The 17,147-nt window shown below is 72.4% G+C and carries 13 protein-coding genes and 2 pseudogenes; 8 read left to right on the forward strand and 7 right to left on the reverse strand.

Going from position 1 to position 17,147, the window contains the following annotated elements; all coding sequences use genetic code 11:
- Positions 1-19 precede the first annotated feature (19 nt).
- Together ACIG0D_RS18565 and ACIG0D_RS18570 are read left to right on the forward strand one after the other, a co-directional pair.
- Entirely contained in the window at positions 20-1,030 is a 1,011-nt protein-coding gene (locus tag ACIG0D_RS18565) for an NTP transferase domain-containing protein (RefSeq protein WP_399801770.1), read from the forward strand.
- On the forward strand, positions 1,027-2,532 hold the full coding sequence (locus ACIG0D_RS18570) for a molybdopterin molybdotransferase MoeA (RefSeq protein ID WP_399801773.1): 1,506 nt from the start codon (positions 1,027-1,029) through the stop codon (positions 2,530-2,532). Before ACIG0D_RS18565 ends, ACIG0D_RS18570 begins: the two co-directional genes overlap by 4 nt.
- Positions 2,533-2,631: 99 nt before the next feature.
- Here the strand turns inward: ACIG0D_RS18570 and ACIG0D_RS18575 are convergent, their stop codons facing one another.
- Complete coding sequence (locus ACIG0D_RS18575) at positions 2,632-3,747, reverse strand: potassium channel family protein (protein ID WP_365756941.1); 1,116 nt, start codon at positions 3,745-3,747, stop codon at positions 2,632-2,634.
- Between the two features lie 80 nt (positions 3,748-3,827).
- Here ACIG0D_RS18575 and ACIG0D_RS18580 point away from each other — a divergent pair.
- Positions 3,828-4,514, forward strand: a pseudogene (locus tag ACIG0D_RS18580) (potassium channel family protein); the annotation flags it as partial.
- A gap of 35 nt (positions 4,515-4,549) precedes the next feature.
- On the opposite strand, the gene ACIG0D_RS18585 reads toward ACIG0D_RS18580, so the two are convergent.
- Both ACIG0D_RS18585 and ACIG0D_RS18590 read right to left on the reverse strand, forming a co-directional pair.
- Positions 4,550-5,398, reverse strand: coding sequence for an ABC transporter permease (locus ACIG0D_RS18585; RefSeq protein ID WP_365756939.1), 849 nt, complete (start codon positions 5,396-5,398; stop codon positions 4,550-4,552).
- Positions 5,395-6,426 (reverse strand): ATP-binding cassette domain-containing protein, encoded by a 1,032-nt coding sequence (locus ACIG0D_RS18590; RefSeq protein ID WP_399801776.1) that lies wholly within the window; start codon positions 6,424-6,426, stop codon positions 5,395-5,397. The genes ACIG0D_RS18585 and ACIG0D_RS18590 overlap by 4 nt, the downstream gene beginning before the upstream one ends.
- A 171-nt stretch (positions 6,427-6,597) precedes the next feature.
- Here ACIG0D_RS18590 and ACIG0D_RS18595 point away from each other — a divergent pair, with 171 nt between their 5' ends.
- Positions 6,598-7,578, forward strand: coding sequence for an NAD(P)H-quinone oxidoreductase (locus ACIG0D_RS18595; RefSeq protein ID WP_399801779.1), 981 nt, complete (start codon positions 6,598-6,600; stop codon positions 7,576-7,578).
- 31 nt (positions 7,579-7,609) lie between these two features.
- On the opposite strand, the gene ACIG0D_RS18600 is transcribed toward ACIG0D_RS18595, so the two are convergent.
- Entirely contained in the window at positions 7,610-7,819 is a 210-nt protein-coding gene (locus tag ACIG0D_RS18600; RefSeq protein ID WP_399801781.1) for a hypothetical protein, read from the reverse strand.
- Positions 7,820-8,513: 694 nt separating this feature from the next.
- Here ACIG0D_RS18600 and ACIG0D_RS18605 point away from each other — a divergent pair.
- The gene (locus tag ACIG0D_RS18605) at positions 8,514-9,059 is read left to right on the forward strand and encodes a bacterial proteasome activator family protein (protein WP_399801784.1); all 546 of its coding nucleotides are present in this window, start codon (positions 8,514-8,516) and stop codon (positions 9,057-9,059) included.
- Positions 9,060-9,130: 71 nt separating this feature from the next.
- Here the strand turns inward: ACIG0D_RS18605 and ACIG0D_RS18610 are convergent, their stop codons facing one another.
- A complete protein-coding gene (locus ACIG0D_RS18610) occupies positions 9,131-10,774 on the reverse strand; it encodes a protein kinase (RefSeq protein ID WP_399801786.1) in 1,644 nt (547 codons plus the stop codon).
- Between the two features lie 327 nt (positions 10,775-11,101).
- On the opposite strand from ACIG0D_RS18610, the gene ACIG0D_RS18615 reads away from it, so the two are divergent.
- Positions 11,102-12,715 carry a protein kinase gene (locus ACIG0D_RS18615; RefSeq protein WP_399801789.1) on the forward strand — a complete coding sequence of 538 codons (1,614 nt, stop codon included), beginning with the start codon at positions 11,102-11,104 and terminating at the stop codon, positions 12,713-12,715.
- 80 nt (positions 12,716-12,795) lie between these two features.
- Here ACIG0D_RS18615 and ACIG0D_RS18620 read toward each other — a convergent pair whose 3' ends face one another.
- The gene (locus ACIG0D_RS18620; RefSeq protein WP_365756925.1) at positions 12,796-13,812 is read right to left on the reverse strand and encodes a phosphotransferase; all 1,017 of its coding nucleotides are present in this window, start codon (positions 13,810-13,812) and stop codon (positions 12,796-12,798) included.
- 176 nt (positions 13,813-13,988) lie between these two features.
- Positions 13,989-14,650: pseudogene (locus ACIG0D_RS18625) on the reverse strand (response regulator).
- Positions 14,651-14,972: 322 nt separating this feature from the next.
- Here ACIG0D_RS18625 and pdhA point away from each other — a divergent pair.
- Complete coding sequence (pdhA, locus tag ACIG0D_RS18630; RefSeq protein ID WP_399801792.1) at positions 14,973-16,163, forward strand: pyruvate dehydrogenase (acetyl-transferring) E1 component subunit alpha; 1,191 nt, start codon at positions 14,973-14,975, stop codon at positions 16,161-16,163.
- Position 16,164: 1 nt separating this feature from the next.
- The gene (locus ACIG0D_RS18635) at positions 16,165-17,145 is read left to right on the forward strand and encodes an alpha-ketoacid dehydrogenase subunit beta (protein ID WP_166000567.1); all 981 of its coding nucleotides are present in this window, start codon (positions 16,165-16,167) and stop codon (positions 17,143-17,145) included.
- Positions 17,146-17,147 lie beyond the last annotated feature (2 nt).

Genomic DNA, 17,147 nt, shown 5'->3' on the forward strand with positions numbered 1-17,147 from the left:
CGGCGCTCATACTCGGGGCATGACCTCGCACGCGCCCCCGCCGAACCCGGACGCCGCGCACGGCGACGTGCCGTCCGGCGACGCGTCGTACGGTGACGCCCCGTACGGCGACCTCCCGTACGACGCCGTCGTGCTCGCGGGCGGGGCCGCACGGCGGCTCGGCGGCGCCGACAAGCCCGCCGTACGGGTGGGCGGCCGGGCCCTGCTCGAGCGGGTCCTCACCGCCTGCGCCGAGGCCCGCACCACCGTCGTCGTCGCCGACCCGCGCCCCACCGCGCGCCCGGTGACCTGGGCCCGCGAGGACCCGCCCGGCGCGGGCCCGCTCGCCGCCCTCGACGCCGGACTGCGGCACACCGCCGCCGAGCACGTCGTGGTGCTCTCCGCGGACCTGCCGTTCCTCGACGCGGGCACGGTACGGCGGCTGCGGGCCGCCCTGGCCGCGAGCGGCGCCGACGGCGCGCTGCTCACCGACGCCGACGGCCGCGACCAGCCGCTCGTCGCCACCTACCGCGCCGGCGCACTGCGCCGCGAGCTGGCCGCGCTCACCGCCGGGCACGGCACGCTCACCGGTCTGCCGCTGCGCCGGCTGACCGGCGCGCTCGACCTCATCCGCGTCCCGGACCCGGTCGCCTCCTTCGACTGCGACACCTGGGACGACATCGCCTCCGCAAGGGCACGCATCAGGGAGCATGGGCACGTGTTGGACGAATGGATCTCCGCGGTCAAGGACGAGCTGGGCATCGACCTCGACGTCGACACCGGTGTCCTGCTCGACCTGGCCCGCGACGCCGCGCACGGGGTGGCACGCCCCGCGGCCCCGCTGACCACCTTCCTCGTCGGCTACGCCGCCGCCCGCGCGGACGGCGGTCCGCAGGCCGTCGCCGAAGCCGCCCGCAAGGCCGCCGCGCTGGCCCAGCGCTGGGCGGACGAGGAAGCCGCGGAAAAGGAAGCCGTGGACAAGGAAGCCGCGGACAAGAAGACCGCGGACGACGCCGCGGCCGGATCCGGCACGCGCCCGGACGCCGGATGACCGCCCCCGGCACCCGGGCCGGCGAGGACGCCGACGACCTCGACGTAGAGGAGGCCCTGGCCCTCGTGAATCCACCCCACCGCCGCACCCCCCACGGCCATGCCCCGACCCACGGCCACGCCCCGGCCCCCGGCGACGCCCCCACCCCCGGCGACGCCCCTCGCCCCGGCGGTCACGCCCCCGCCCCCACGGCCCGGGGCGCGGCCCCCGCGCCCCGGGACGCGACCGCCGCCGCCCAGGGCGGCACCGCCGCCTCCGCCCGGCAGCACGCCCACCACCGCGCCACCCCCTGGCCCGAGGCCCGTGCGACGGCCGAACGGGCCGGACGCGCCGCCCGCGCGAGCGCCGGGAAGGCCGGACGATCCACCGTCACCGTGCCTCTCGACGCCGCCCTCGGCCTGATCCTCGCCGCCCCGCTGACGGCCCTCACCGACCTGCCGTCCTTCGACACCTCGGCGATGGACGGCTGGGCCGTCGCCGGGCCCGGCCCCTGGACCCTGCGCGAGGACGGTGTGCTGGCGGGGCACGCGGAGCCCGCACGGCTCGCCGACGGTGAGGCCGTCCGCATCGCCACCGGCGCCCGCATTCCGCCCGACACCACGGCGGTCCTCCGCAGCGAGCACGGCGTCACCGACGACAACGGCCGCCTCCACCCGACCAAGGACCACCTCGGGCACGGCCAGGACATCCGCCCCCGCGCCCAGGAGTGCCGCACCGGTGACCAGCTCCTGCCGGCCGGCACGCTCGTGACCCCCGCCGTCCTCGGGCTCGCCGCGGCGGCCGGGTACGACACCCTCGCGGTCGTCCCCCGGCCGCGCGTCGACGTCCTGGTCCTCGGCGATGAACTCCTCACCGAGGGCCTGCCGCACGACGGTCTGATCCGTGACGCCCTCGGCCCGATGCTGCCGCCCTGGCTGCGGGCGCTCGGCGCCGAGGTCACGGCGGTCCGCCGGATCGGCGACGACGCCGACGCGCTGCACCGGGCGATCACCGGCAGCGAGGCGGACCTCGTCGTCACCACCGGTGGCACCGCGGCGGGCCCGGTCGACCATGTCCACCCCACGCTGCACCGGATCGGCGCCCAGCTGCTGGTCGACGGCGTGAAGGTGCGGCCCGGCCACCCGATGCTGCTGGCCCGCCTCGCGGAGGACCGGTACCTCGTCGGACTGCCCGGCAACCCGCTCGCGGCCGTCTCCGGGCTGCTCACCCTCGCCGAGCCGCTGCTGCGCGCCCTGGCCGGGCACCCGGCGCCGGAGCGCTACGCGCTGCCGCTGAAGGACGGCGCCCACGGGCACCCGTACGACACCCGGCTGATCCCCGTCGTCCTACGCGGCCGGCGCGCCGTGCCACTGCACTACAACGGCCCGGCCATGCTGCGCGGCGTCGCGGCGGCCGACGCGCTGGCCGTCGTACCGCCGGGCGGGGCCGAGACGGGGCAGAACACGGAGATCCTGGAACTGCCGTGGGCGGCGGCGGCCGGTCCCGCCGCGTGTTTCACGTGAAACAACCTCAGCTCGACGAGCCCACGGGCGCCCTGCGGACTCCCCGGCCCCCGGAGGCCCGCGTCCTCGCTACTCCACCGCTCCCTGCTCCACCGCTCCCTACTCCGCCCCGTCCGTCACCGGCCGGCTCACCGTGATCAGGTGGTCGCCGGGCTGGAGCTGGGTGTGCCAGCCGGTCATGTAGTCCAGGCGCTTGCGGTCGCGGACGACGGCGAGCACCAGGTCGTCGCACTCGCGGGGCGTGCGGCCGACCTCCTCCGGCGTGACGGTGCGCTCAATGAGATCGAGGCCGCTGCCGAGGGTCATCAGGTCCTCCAGGGCCCGGGCCGTCGGCGGGCTGGCCATGAAGGTGCCGAGCAGCCGGCCGGCCGAGCTGGAACTGGTCACCACGGTGTCCGCGCCGCTCTGCTTGAGCAGCGGCACGTTCTCGTCCTCCCGGACGGCCACCACGATCGTGGCGCGCCGGTTCAGCTGACGCGCGGTGAGGGTGATCAGCGTGGCCGTCTCGTCCCGCTGCGGGGCGACTATCACCTGGGAGGCCCGTTGCAGCTCCGCCTTGAGCAGCGTCTCGGAGAGCGTGGCGTCCCCGTTGATCGCCACCAAGCCGTCGTCGCCGGCCGCGGTCACCGCCTTGCGCTGGGCGTCCACGACGACGATCCGGCTCTTGTCGATGCCCTGCCCGACCAGGGTCTGCACGGCGTGGCGGCCCTTCGTGCCGTAGCCGATGAGCACGATGTGGTCCCGGGTCCGGGTGCGCCAGCGGTGGATGCGGACCTGCTGGCGGGTCCGCTCGGTGAGGACCTCCAGCGTGGTGCCGACCAGAATGATCAGGAACAGCACGCGCAGCGGGGTGATGACGAAGATGTTGGTGATCCGCGCCGCGTCGCTGACCGGCGTGATGTCGCCGTATCCGGTGGTGGAGAGGGTGACGGTGGCGTAATACGCCGCGTCGACGAGATCGACGGAGCCGTCGGAGTTGTCGTTGTAGCCGTCGCGGTCGAGGTAGACGAGCAGAACGGTGACGACCAGCACCACCATCGCCATCACCAGGCGCTTGATGACCTGCTGAAGGGGCGGTACGACGGTCTGCGTGGGCATCGTGATGGCGCGGCCCGCCTCGGCGTCGTCGCGCGCCTCCTTGCGCGAGCGGTACCACAGTGCCCGCAGAAGAGCCGCTCTCCTCTGCGAGGAATGCGGCTGTTCGTCGCCCTTCATCGTGAGCCCCCTGTGACGCTGATCCGGACAGTCGGCACCATGGTTCCCGACGCGCGCCCGTCCGTCACACCGCATACCCCTGGAGGCCTGTTTTGCGGGACCACACCGTCGTCGTCGGCTTCGGCACGAAGGGCCGGTCGGCGATCCGCGCCGCCTGCGCCACCGGGCTGCGCAAGGAGAGGGTCGTCGTGGTCGACCCCAGCAGCAAGGCGATCGACGCCGCGACGGCCGAGGGCTACGCCGCGGTGCTCGGCGACGCCACCCGCAGCGAGGTGCTGAAACGCGCCGAGGTGCAGCGGGCGGGGCAGATCATCATCGCCACCCAGCGCGACGACACCGCCGTCCTGGTGGCGCTGACGGCCCGGCAGCTCAACGCCGCGGCGAAGATCGTGGCCGCGGTGCGCGAGGAGGAGAACGCGCCGCTGCTGAAGCAGTCCGGCGCGGACGAGGTGATCACCAGCGCGGGCGCGGCCGGACGGCTGCTGGGCCTGTCCGTGCTGAGCCCGGCGGCCGGCCGGGTCATGGAGGACCTGATCCGGCAGGGCAGCGGCCTCGACATCGTCGAACGGCCCGTCACCCGGGCCGAGGTGGGCCTGAGCCCGCGGGAGACGCCCGACCTGGTGGTGAGCGTCGTCCGCGGGCACCGGGTGCTCGGCTACGACGACCCGGCCGTCGGCCGGCTGGAGCTGACGGACCGGGTGATCACCATCGTCCCGGCGGAAGAGCCGGAGGAGCGGCCCGGCCTGCCCCCCACCATGGGCCACTGAAAACAGCGGCACCGAGGGGCCCGGCCGCGGGGCGGCTACTTCCGGTTGTACAGCCGCATCGTGACCGGCCCGAAGACCAGCACGAACAGCGCCGCCCACCCCAGCGCCCAGGCGATCTCGTCGGCCGGCCAGTCACCCGCCATCAGGCCCCGCACCGCGGAGGCCAGATGGGTGACCGGGCTGTTGTTGACGAACGCCTGGAGCCAGCCCGGCATGGTGCTCGGGTCGACGAAGACGTTGGACAGGAACGTCAGCGGGAAGATCACCATCATGCTGACGCCCATCACCGACTTCTCCGTGCGCAGCAGCAGCCCGAACATGGTCCAGATCCACGAGAACGCGAACGAGAAGACGATCAGCAGCGCGATCCCGGCGAGCACCCCGGCGACCCCGCCGTCCGGGCGGTAGCCGAGGATCATGCCGACGGTGAGCATCACGACGGACGCGATGGAGTACCGCAGGGCGTCGCCCAGGAGATAGCCGACCAGCGTCGACGGCCGCCAGATGGGCAGTGACCGGAACCGGTCGAAGACGCCCTTCTGGATGTCCGTGTTGACCGAGACGCCGGTGTACATCGTGATCATCACGACCGACATCACCAGGATGCCCGGCAGCAGGAACTGGATGTACTCCTTCGGCGACCCGGCCAGCGCGCCGCCAAACAGGTACGTGTACATCAGCACCATCATGATCGGGAACGCGGTGACGTCGAAGAGCTGCTCGGGGACGTGCTTGATCTTCAGCACGGCCCGCCAGCCGAAGGTCAGCGAGGCCGACCAGGCGCTGGGCCGCGGCGGGCGCTCCTTGGCGACGAGCAGCGCGGCCAGCGATTCCGCGCTGACGGGCGCAAGGTCCTTGGTCTCCGTGGTCGTCGCGGTGCTCATGCCGCCACCTCGTCCTTCTCGTCGTTCCCGCCCCGGGCGGTGCGGTCCTCCGCGGTGTGGGTGTCGTGTCCGGTCAGGGCGAGGAACACCTCGTCCAGGCTGGGCTGGCCCAGCGAGAAGTTGTCGACGGTGATCCCGGCGCGGGCCAGCTCGCCGAGCGCTCGTGCGGCCTCCGCGGCCGCCGTGTCGTCGCTCGCCGCCCGGCCCAGTCGGGCGGTCAGCGCCACCGGGTCGTGATCCTCCTGCACCTGCGCGTCCAGGGTGCGGCGCAGCACGTCGGTCGCGAGCGGGCGCTGCTCGGCGTCCCGCAGCCGCAGATGCACGGACCCGGCGCCGACGGACGCCTTCAGTTCGCCCTTGGTGCCCTCGGCGATCACCCGGCCCCGGTCGATGACCGCGATCCGGGACGCCAGCTGGTCCGCCTCGTCCAGGTACTGCGTGGTCAGCAGCACCGTCGTGCCCTGGGTGACGACCGCGCGGACGATGTCCCACACCTGGTTGCGGCTGCGCGGGTCGAGACCGGTGGTCGGCTCGTCGAGGAAGAGCAGGTCCGGGGTGTTCAGGATGGACGCGGCGATGTCGATCCGCCGCCGCATGCCGCCGGAGTAGTTCTTGACCTGCTTTCCGGCCGCCTCGGTCAGCCCGAACGCCTCCAGCAGCTGCGCGGCGCGCTCCCGGGCGGCCTTCTTGCCGTGCCCGAGCAGCCGGCCCAGCAGAACCAGGTTCTCGGTTCCGGTCAGGTCCTCGTCCACCGAGGCGTACTGCCCGGTCAGGCTCACCCGGCCGCGCACCTCGTCGGCCTCGTGGACCACGTCGTGGCCGAAGATACGGGCCTCGCCGCCGTCGGGGCGGAGCAGGGTGGCGAGCATTTTCACGGTGGTCGTCTTCCCGGCGCCGTTCGGACCGAGGACGCCGTAGACCGTGCCGGTGGGGACGGCGAGGTCGACGCCGTCGACGGCCCTGGTGTCGCCGAACGTCTTCACCAGGCCCGCGGTCTCGATGGCCAGGCCGGCGATGTGCTGGCTCATGTGGGGTGTCCTTCCGCGTACTCGGATTACGCAGGGAAAGACCTCCACCGTCGCGCAAACTCATCGCTCACGCATACGGATTTCCGTCCGGTTCAGCCCAACGTCCCGGTCGGTGCTCCGCCCGGCGTCCCACCCTCCTGCGACCGGAGACCGAGGAGTAGCGTCCCCTTCATGCATGCGATCACGATTCCCGAACCCGGCGGTCCCGAGGCGCTGACCTGGGCCGAGGTCCCGGATCCGGAGCCCGGCGAGGGCGAGGTCCTGGTCGAGGTGGCGGCCACCGCCGTGAACCGCGCCGACATCCTCCAGCGGCAGGGCCACTACGCGCCCCCGCCCGGCGCCTCCCCCTACCCCGGCCTGGAGTGCTCCGGGCGGATCGCGGCGATCGGCCCGGGCGTCGGCGGCTGGACCGTCGGCGACGAGGTGTGCGCCCTGCTCGCGGGCGGCGGTTACGCCGAGAAGGTGGCCGTCCCCGCCGGACAGCTGCTGCCGGTGCCCGGAAAGGTCGCCCTGCACCAGGCCGCCGCGCTCCCCGAGGTCACCTGCACCGTCTGGTCGAACGTCTTCATGGTCGCCCATCTGCGGCCCGGCGAGACGCTGCTGGTGCACGGCGGCTCCAGCGGCATCGGCACCATGGCGATCCAGCTCGCCAAGGCCGTAGGCGCGAAGGTCGCGGTGACCGCGGGCTCCGGGGAGAAGCTGGACCGCTGTGCCGAGCTGGGCGCGGACATCCTGATCAACTACCGGGAGCAGGACTTCGTCGCCGAGATCAAGGAGGCCACCGGCGGCGCGGGCGCCGACGTCATCCTCGACAACATGGGCGCCAAGTACCTCGACCGCAACGTCAAGGCGCTCGCCGTCAACGGCCGGCTCGCGATCATCGGCATGCAGGGCGGGGTCAAGGGCGAGCTGAACATCGGCGCCCTGCTCGCCAAGCGCGCCGCCATCACCGCGACCTCCCTGCGTGCCCGCCCGCTCGCCGAGAAGGCGGCCATCGTGGCGGCCGTAAGGGAGCACGTGTGGCCGCTGCTCGACGCCGGGCACGTGCGGCCGGTCGTCGACCGCGAGGTGCCGCTGCGCGAGGCGGCCACCGCCCACCGCCTGGTCGAGGAGAGCGGCCACATCGGAAAGGTCCTGCTGGTCACGGAGTGACCGCAGGTCCGGCCGGAGGGGTCGGCTGCGGTCAGAACTGCCCGCGGCGCACCCGCAGTCCGACGAAGGCGAGCCCGAGCCCCAGCCCGATCAGCACCATCCCGGAGCCCAGCGGCAGGATCCGCAGCACGGGCTCGCCACCGCGCCCCCGGTCCGCGACGGCGGCCTCCGGCGGTACGGGCTCCGGCGGCGGCTCGACCGGCTCCCGCGTCGCGGGCGGGACCCTCGTCGGCTCCTCCACCGGCATCTCGTCCCGCCCCGGCCGCTCCCGTCCCTCACCCGCCGGATTCCCGGCCCGGCTGGGCCCGGGCGGCTCGGTGGCAGCCGCGGGCAGCCCGGCTACCGCCGCGGCGTCGCCGTACCCCGCCGCGTCCCCGGACGCCGTCGCGACCGGCGGCCCGACTCCGTACGACGGAAAGACACGGTCCGCCCATACACGCCCGCCTGTCGATCGGCGCTCATCCGTCAACCGGCGCTCATCCGTCGGTCGGCGCTCGTCCGTCGATCGACGCTCGTCCGTCGGTCGGCGCTCGTCCGTCGATCGGCGCTTGTTTGTCGGTCGGCGCTCGTCCGTCGGTCGGCGTCCATCCGTGGACACCCGCCCATCCGTCGATACGGACGCGTACGTCGATACGCGCCCGTCCGTCGAAACGCGCTCGTCCGACGAAACGCCGCCGTACGTCGAAACGGCCCCGTACGTCGAAACAAAGCCGTACGACGAAACGCCCCCGTACGTCGATACGGCCCCGTACGACACACCACCGCCCGCCAGGACCAGAACCCCGACCAGTCCCGCCGCGCCCAGCGTCGTCCGCAGCCATGCAGTCACGCAGCCAGCCTCACATCCGCGACAGATCCCGGCATTCCGGATGCCGCCAGGCGGTTGGTGGTGCCGGGGAATTCAGTGCGCATGCCGGGTGGGAGAGAATGACCGCATGGAGATGCCGAGGAACGAAAGGTCGCCGGAGAACCCCCAGCGGATCCTGGTCGTGGGCCAGGACGGCATGGCGCTCAGCGGCGGCGGTGGAGACGAGGACTCCCACGAGACCCCGGTGACGGACCAGGTCGAGCAGCCGGCGAAGGTCATGCGGATCGGCAGCATGATCAAGCAGCTGCTGGAGGAGGTGCGGGCGGCGCCCCTGGACGAGGCCAGCCGGGTCCGGCTGAAGGAGATCCACGCCAGCTCGGTGAAGGAGCTGGAGGACGGTCTGGCTCCGGAGCTCGTCGAGGAGCTGGAACGGCTCTCCCTGCCGTTCACGGACGACGCGACTCCCTCCGACGCGGAACTGCGCATCGCGCAGGCCCAGTTGGTGGGCTGGCTGGAAGGCCTCTTCCACGGGATCCAGACGACCCTGTTCGCCCAGCAGATGGCCGCGCGCGCCCAACTGGAGCAGATGCGCCGCGCCCTGCCGCCGGGCGTGGTCCACGAGGGCCACGACGACCACCGCGCGGGAGGCCGCCAGGGCGGGCCGTACCTGTAGCGCCGGTCCGCAGCCGTACGAACGGAGAAGGGCCCGGCTCCGCCGGGCCCTTCCGCATGCCTCGCGCGCCGTCAGGACGACGCGGGGTTGCCCGTCGAGACGTACAGCTGGATCTCGATCTTCCCGGTGGGGTCGACGTCCGTGCCCGCGACCGGGAACTGGCTCATGACCGTGCCGTCGCCGTACGTGTTCTCGTCCTGGAACACGATCTTCTTCTGCCAGCCCGCGGCCTTCAGGCACTCCTGCACCGACTTGATGTTCTTGAACTGGAAGTCCGGGATCTTGATCTTGTCGGGATCGTTGAGCGCTTCCTCGGGCTCGGTGCACTCGGTGCTGTCGATCGTCCGGGAGGTGTCCGGCCCCCGGTACCCCGGCTTCTTCGTCGCCGTGGCCGTCGGGGACGCCTCGCCGCCCTTGCCCTGGTTCTCCTCGCCGCCGCTGTTCAAGGTCAGCGCGGCGATCAGGCCGCCGACCGCGAGGACCGCGACGATCGCGGAGCCGATGATCACCGGCTTGTTGCTCTTGCCGCCGCCCGAGCCCGACGAGGCGACGGACGTCTGCGGGGTGAGGTTGTACGGCGGCGGCGTGGACGGCGACTGCTGGGCCGCGTACGGGGACGGCGTCGCGTAGCCGCCCTGCTGCGGATAGCCGTAGGACGGCTGGGGCGCCGGCGTGGGCGTGCCGTACGGGTTCGGGGCGGGCGTCGGCTGGTACGGCGTCTGGACGCCGCTCACGGGCGCCGGGGCGGCCTGGTCGACCGGCGGGAACACCGCGGAGCCCACGCCCGCGCCGCTCTGCGTCGGGGTGCCCGGCACGATGCTCGGCGGGGCCGCCTGGAAGGAGGCCGCCACCCGCAGGCACTCGTCCCGCATGGCCACGGCCGTCGGGAAGCGCTCGTTCGGGTTCTTCTTCAGCGCGCGGGCGATCAGCGCGTCCACGGCCGGCGGCAGCGAGCGGTTGATGGAGGACGGAGCGACCGGCTCCTCCTGGACGTGCGCGTACGCGATCGCCAGCGGCGAGTCCGCGTCGAACGGCAGCCGCCCGGTGACCAGTTGGAACAGCATGATGCCGACCGAGTACAGGTCGGAGCGGGCGTCGACGCCGCGGCCGAGGGCCTGCTCCGGGGAGAGGTACTGCGGGGTGCCGACGACCATGCCGGTCTGCGTCATCGAGGTCACGCCGGACTGCATGGCACGCGCGATGCCGAAGTCCATCACCTTGACGACGTTCCGCTTCGTCACCATGACGTTGCCCGGCTTGATGTCCCGGTGGACCAGCCCCATCTCGTGGCTGATCTCCAGGGCGGCGAGCACGTCCGCGGTGACCTTGAGGGCCTTGTCGGCGGGCATCGCGCCGAACCGGCGGATGTCCTCCTCGAGTACGGAGCCCAGCGGGCGGCCCTCGACGTACTCCATGACGATGTACGGCGTCGTCATGCCGTCCACGTCGTCCTCGCCGGTGTCGAACACCGAGACGATGTTGGTGTGCGTGAGTTTCGCCACCGCCTGCGCCTCGCGGCGGAACCGCTCGCGGAACGCCTGTTCGCGGCCCAGCTCGGTGTGCAGCGTCTTGATCGCGACCTGCCGGTCGAGCACGCTGTCGTACGCGAGGTGGACGGAGGCCATGCCGCCCTGGCCGAGCAGATCACGCAGCTGGTAACGGCCGCCCGCGAGCGAACGCCCCGCGTACCGGTCCTGTGCGCCGTCCTGGCTCATGATCCGTATCCCCCGCTGTAGGCCTTCAGGCGCCGTTGATCGAAAGTGCTATTCCCGGCCAAGTCTGCCCCAGGGCACTGACACGTCAAGCTCGGTGCCCGTTCCGTGACCGTACGCGAAAGAAGCGTCGCGGAAGCGTTACAGCGGCCGTACGGCCGGTACACAGGATTTGCACGACCGCGCGGGCGCACGGTTTCATGGCCGGTCCGTCTCGTGCCGGTCGTGGCGCCCGTCCCGGACCGGCGGCTTGCGCGGAGGCTGTAGCGTGGCCGACGGAGACCGTAACAACACCGCGCGCACCGCGGGCAGAAACGACGGCGAGGACTGATGGCACAGCAGCAGCGCGCTCAGGGCCCGTCCGACCCCGAGGCGACTGGCGGCGGGATGTCAGATGCGCCGGAACTGTGGGGTAATGGCGGGCTGGTCGGGGACGGCCGATATCGGCTGACCCACCGGCTCGGCCGGGGCGGCATGGCCGAGGTGTTCGCGGCCGAGGACGTACGTCTCGGCCGTACCGTGGCGGTGAAGCTGCTGCGGGCCGATCTCGCCGAGGACCCGGTCTCCAAGGCCCGCTTCACGCGCGAGGCCCAGTCCGTGGCCGGCCTCAACCACCACGCGATCGTCGCCGTGTACGACTCCGGCGAGGACGTCGTGGGCGGCCAGTCCGTGCCGTACATCGTGATGGAGCTGGTCGAGGGCCGCACCATCCGCGATCTGCTGCACAACGCCGAGGCGCCCGGCCCCGAGCAGGCGCTGATCATCGTCTCCGGGGTCCTGGAGGCGCTGGCCTACTCGCACCAGCACGGCATCGTGCACCGCGACATCAAGCCCGCCAACGTCATCATCACGCACAACGGCGCCGTGAAGGTGATGGACTTCGGCATCGCCCGCGCCCTGCACGGCGCGTCGACGACGATGACGCAGACCGGCATGGTCATGGGCACCCCGCAGTACCTCTCCCCGGAGCAGGCCCTCGGCAAGGCCGTCGACCACCGCTCCGACCTGTACGCGACCGGCTGTCTGCTCTACGAACTCCTCGCGCTGCGCCCGCCGTTCGTCGGCGAGACCCCGCTGTCGGTGGTCTACCAGCACGTCCAGGACATCCCGACGCCGCCGTCCGAGGTCTCCGACGGTGCCCCGCCGGAGCTGGACGGCCTCGTCATGCGCTCGCTCGCCAAGGAGCCCGACGACCGCTTCCAGACCGCCGAGGAGATGCGCGGCCTGGTGCAGTACGCCCTGCAGATGCTGTACGAGCAGGGCGGCCACACCGGCACCTGGAACACCGGCCCGGTCGAGACCCACGACGGGCGGCACACCCCTGCGGCGGGCATGGCCGGTACGGCCGTGCTGCCGCACCCCGTCGACGCCTCCGGCACCACCCAGATCCCGCAGCAGATCCTCCCGAACCACGGCGGCGGCCGGGACGACGGCGGCTTCGAGGGGCACGGCAACCGGGGCAGCGGGCGCGGCAAGCTGTGGATCCTGGCCGTCCTCGCGGTGGTCGCCGTGGTCGCGGGTGTCGCGCTGGCCCTCAACAACGACAAGACGAGGGACCCGGGCAAGGACACCAGCCCGAGCCCGACGGTCACCAAGAGCACCGATGACAAGACGGCCGAGGAGACGCCGAGCGACGACGTGACGCAGGAGTCCCCGGACACCTCCACCGGGGACGACTCGGGCGGCGGAGGCGGCGGCTGGGGCGGTTACAACCCGACGCCGACCCCGTCGTACAGCCCGTCCCAGTCCTACACCGACGACCCGTCGGCCCCGCCGACGAACACCGCCCCGACCGGCACCGGCGGCACGGACACCGGCGGCACCGAGAACGGCGGCACCGAGAACGGCGGCACGGAGAACGGCGGCACCGAGAACGGCGGCACGGAGAACGGCGGCACGGACGCGGGTGTCATCGGCGGCGCCGACGGGGGCGGCGGCGCCTGAGCCGCCGGCGGCCCGCCGGAGCCACTCGAGAACGGGGTCCCGCGTGGGGCCCCTTTCCGTAGCGGCCCCCCGCGCGGGCGTCACTCCACGAACGCCCCGCACACCGCGTCGTACTCCCGCGTCCACCACACCGCCAGCGCCGAGGCGGCGGGGAACTGGGGGTCCGCGCGGGTGTCGCCGCGCTCGTAGTGCCAGCGCAGCATCCAGAAGTCGTTGAGGCGTTCCCACCACACCCGGTGCACGGCCGCCGCCAGTTCCGAGGGCGGGGCCTGGGCGGCGCGCCGGTACGCGCGCGCGTACGCCCGCACCTTCGGCAGGTCCAGGGTGCCCGCGGGCTGCACGAAGAAGATCGCGGCGGCGCGTACGGCCTCCTCCGCGCGGGGCTGTACGCCCAGCCGGTCCCAGTCGACGATCGCGGCCGGGGCGTCCCCCTGGTAGAGCACGTTGAACGGGTGGAAGTCGCCGTGCACCCAGCCCACCGAGCCGCCGCGCGGGGGGCGTCGGTCCGCGTGCCGCTCCAGCAGCGCGCGCCGCTCCAGGAGCCGGTGCCGGGCCAGTTCGTCGAAGGAGTCGGCGGGGCGGTGGCGGCGCACGCGCGCGAGGAGGTCGTCGATGAGGTCGAAGGTGTCGGCGGGGTCGGCGCTCTCCACCGGATGGGGGTGCTTCGCCGGGGGCGTGCGCCCCTTGGGTGGCATCACGCGCTCCAGGCTCGCGTGCACGGCGCCGAGCAGGGCGCCGAGGCGGGCGCACTGGCCGGTGGTGAGCTGGCCGCCGTGCCGGTGCCGGCCGTCGATCCAGGGGTGCAGGGCGTACGCGTGTCCGCCGACGACGGCGACCGTGCGCCCGTCCCGTCCGGCCAGTGGCGGGGCGACGGGCACCCCGAGGGCGGCCAGCCGCTGGGTGGCGCGGTGCCGGCGCTCGATGGCCGCGGGGTCGGCGGTGTCGGGGTCGAAGTGGTGCTTGAGGAAGTAGCGGCCACGCGTGGTGCACAGCCGGTAGCCGCGGTTCAGCAGCCCCTGGTCGACCGGTACGCAGGTGAGGGCGGATCCCGCGCCGTACTGACGGAGCAGTGCGCTCAACGGGGGCGCATGGGGCACAGGGGGTGGTACACAGGGGCGCGGCACGCGGCAGATGCTAGGGCACCGGACGGGGCCCATGAGCTGGGCGTTGTCACAGGAAGTCGCCGATGATCGCTTTCGGTCAGGTCCTGAATAAGGTGCGCGGTCCTTTATAAGGACGCCTTAAACCACTCGGATGTCCTGAACCACTCGGTTCAGTGTTTTCCCGCCTGCATCCGGGCTACGTAAGCCGCCGCCTGCGCACGCCGCTGCATACCGGGTTTCGCCAGCAGGCCGGAGACGTAATTCTTGATCGTCTTCTCGGCGAGATGCAGGTGGGCGCCGATCTGCCGGTTGGTCAGTCCCTCACCGATCAGTTCCAGGATCCGGCGTTCCTGGTCCGTCAGGTGCGCGAGTTTGTCGTCGCCCTGTCCCCCGCTGTCACCGTGCCGCAGCCGCTCCAGCACGCGCGCGGTCGCCACCGGGTCCAGCGGCGACTTCCCCGCGGCCACCGCGCGGACGGCGGTCAGCAGCTCGCTGCCCCGGATGGCCTTCAGCACATAGCCCGCCGTGCCCGCCATGATCGCGTCGAACAGCGCCTCGTCGTCGGCGAAGGAGGTCGGCATCAGGCACTTGACGCCCTCGTCGGCCGAGCGCACCTCCCGGCACACCTCGACCCCGCTGCCGTCCGGCAGCCGTACGTCCAGCACGGCCACGTCGGGCCGGGTGGCCGGAATCCGCACCAGCGCGCGGCCGCCGTGCCCGCCTCGCCGACCACCTCGATGTCGTCCGCTCCGGACAGCAGTTCGTGCACCCCACGGCGGACGATCTCGTGATCGTCCAGCAGAAATACTCTGATTTTTCCGTCTTCGCGCACGCGATCAGTCTCACACAGAACTCTTCCCGTGACCTGGGTGGCCGGGATAACGTGCCCGTGTTCCGGCCCCCTGCAAGGCTGTGACCAGGGTTCCTTCCCGGCTTTTCGATTTACTTGGATTTCCAAGCAAAATCGCAGGTCAGGAGGGGTTTCACAGAAATGTGGAGCACTGGGTAACGTGATGGTTGCAGGGCGCTCGCCGGGGCACCTGTCACGCCTGTTCCCGGCCGAGTGGCACCCACCCCGTGCCCGGTGGTCGAAACAGGTGAGCCGCACTGGCCTTACCGGCGAACCCGGGGGCCGGACCGACGGAGGAGCACACGTGACCGTGGAGAGCACTGCCGCGCGCACACCGCGACGCAGCGCCAGTACGAAGAGCACGGCCGGCAAGCGCACGACGGCGAAGAAGGGCACCGGCGCCGACAAGGGCACCGACCCCCAGCTCGTGCAGCTGCTGACACCCGAAGGCAAGCGCGTCAAGAACGCCGAGTACGACGCGTACGTCGCCGGCATCACCCCCGAGGAGCTGCGCGGGCTGTACCGCGACATGGTGCTCACCCGCCGCTTCGACGCCGAGGCGACCTCGCTCCAGCGCCAGGGCGAGCTGGGCCTGTGGGCCTCGCTGCTCGGCCAGGAGGCCGCCCAGATCGGCTCCGGCCGGGCCCTGCGCGACGACGACTACGTCTTCCCCACCTACCGCGAGCACGGCGTCGCCTGGTGCCGCGGGGTCGACCCGACCAACCTGCTCGGCATGTTCCGCGGCGTGAACAACGGCGGCTGGGACCCGAACGGCAACAACTTCCACCTGTACACGATCGTCATCGGCTCCCAGACGCTGCACGCCACCGGCTACGCCATGGGCATCGCCAAGGACGGCGCGGACAGCGCGGTCATCGCCTACTTCGGCGACGGCGCCTCCAGCCAGGGCGACGTGGCCGAGTCCTTCACCTTCTCCGCGGTCTACAACGCCCCCGTGGTGTTCTTCTGCCAGAACAACCAGTGGGCCATCTCCGAGCCCACCGAGAAGCAGACCCGCGTCCCGCTCTACCAGCGCGCCCAGGGCTACGGCTTCCCCGGCGTCCGCGTCGACGGCAACGACGTGCTGGCCTGCCTCGCGGTGACGAAGTGGGCCCTGGAGCGGGCCCGCGCCGGCGAGGGCCCGACCCTCGTCGAGGCGTACACCTACCGCATGGGCGCCCACACCACCTCCGACGACCCCACCCGCTACCGGGGCGACGAGGAGCGCCTGGCCTGGGAGGCCAAGGACCCGATCCTGCGCCTTCGCCGCTATCTGGAGGCCTCAAACCACGCGGACGAGGGATTCTTCGCGGAACTGGAGGCCGAGAGCGAGGCGTTGGGCAAACGAGTGCGCGAGGCGGTCCGCGCCATGCCGGACCCGGACCACTTCGCCATCTTCGAGAACGTGTACGCGGACGGGCACGCGCTCGTCGACGAGGAACGAGCCCAGTTCGCCGCCTACCAGGCGTCGTTCGCGGACGCAGAGGGGGTCTGACATGGCAGCGGAGAAGATGGCCCTGGCCAAGGCGATCAACGAGTCGCTGCGCCGTGCCCTGGAGTCCGACCCCAAGGTCCTGATCATGGGCGAGGACGTCGGCAAGCTCGGCGGTGTCTTCCGGGTCACCGACGGCCTGCAGAAGGACTTCGGCGAGAGCCGCGTCATCGACACCCCCCTCGCCGAGTCCGGCATCGTCGGCACGGCGATCGGCCTCGCCCTGCGCGGGTACCGCCCGGTGGTGGAGATCCAGTTCGACGGCTTCGTCTTCCCGGCGTACGACCAGATCGTCACGCAGCTCGCGAAGATGCACGCCCGCTCGCTGGGCAAGGTCAAGCTGCCCGTCGTCGTGCGCATCCCCTACGGCGGCGGTATCGGCGCGGTCGAGCACCACTCCGAGTCCCCGGAGGCGCTGTTCGCCCACGTGGCCGGCCTGAAGATCGTCAGCCCCTCCAACGCGTCGGACGCCTACTGGATGATGCAGCAGGCCATCCAGAGCGACGACCCGGTGATCTTCTTCGAGCCCAAGCGGCGGTACTGGGACAAGGGCGAGGTCAACACCGAGGCCATCCCCGGCCCGCTGCACAGCGCCCGCGTGGTCCGCGAGGGCACCGACCTGACGCTGGCCGCCTACGGCCCGATGGTCAAGACCTGCCTGGAGGTCGCCGCCGCGGCCGCCGAGGAGGGCAAGTCCCTCGAGGTCCTGGACCTGCGCTCGGTCTCCCCGCTCGACTTCGACGCCATCCAGGCGTCGGTGGAGAAGACCCGCCGTCTGGTCGTCGTCCACGAGGCGCCGGTGTTCTTCGGCTCCGGCGCGGAGATCGCCGCCCGGATCACCGAGCGCTGCTTCTACCACCTGGAGGCCCCCGTGCTCCGGGTCGGCGGCTACCACGCGCCGTACCCGCCCGCGCGGCTGGAGGAGGAGTACCTCCCGGGCCTGGACCGGGTGCTCGACGCCGTCGACCGTGCCCTGGCGTACTGAGG

The sequence above is a fragment of the Streptomyces sp. NPDC052773 genome (assembly GCF_044547145.1).
Lineage (GTDB): Bacteria > Actinomycetota > Actinomycetes > Streptomycetales > Streptomycetaceae > Streptomyces.

Coding starts and splice junctions, on each gene's coding strand:
- ACIG0D_RS18570 (WP_399801773.1), top strand. CDS start 1,027: ATGACCGCCCCCGGCACCCGGGCCGGCGAGGACGCCGACGACCTCGAC.
- ACIG0D_RS18590 (WP_399801776.1), bottom strand. CDS start 6,426: ATGAGCCAGCACATCGCCGGCCTGGCCATCGAGACCGCGGGCCTGGTG.
- ACIG0D_RS18585 (WP_365756939.1), bottom strand. CDS start 5,398: ATGAGCACCGCGACGACCACGGAGACCAAGGACCTTGCGCCCGTCAGC.
- ACIG0D_RS18575 (WP_365756941.1), bottom strand. CDS start 3,747: ATGAAGGGCGACGAACAGCCGCATTCCTCGCAGAGGAGAGCGGCTCTT.
- ACIG0D_RS18595 (WP_399801779.1), top strand. CDS start 6,598: ATGCATGCGATCACGATTCCCGAACCCGGCGGTCCCGAGGCGCTGACC.
- ACIG0D_RS18615 (WP_399801789.1), top strand. CDS start 11,102: ATGGCACAGCAGCAGCGCGCTCAGGGCCCGTCCGACCCCGAGGCGACT.
- ACIG0D_RS18610 (WP_399801786.1), bottom strand. CDS start 10,774: ATGAGCCAGGACGGCGCACAGGACCGGTACGCGGGGCGTTCGCTCGCG.
- ACIG0D_RS18635 (WP_166000567.1), top strand. CDS start 16,165: ATGGCAGCGGAGAAGATGGCCCTGGCCAAGGCGATCAACGAGTCGCTG.
- ACIG0D_RS18565 (WP_399801770.1), top strand. CDS start 20: ATGACCTCGCACGCGCCCCCGCCGAACCCGGACGCCGCGCACGGCGAC.
- ACIG0D_RS18605 (WP_399801784.1), top strand. CDS start 8,514: ATGGAGATGCCGAGGAACGAAAGGTCGCCGGAGAACCCCCAGCGGATC.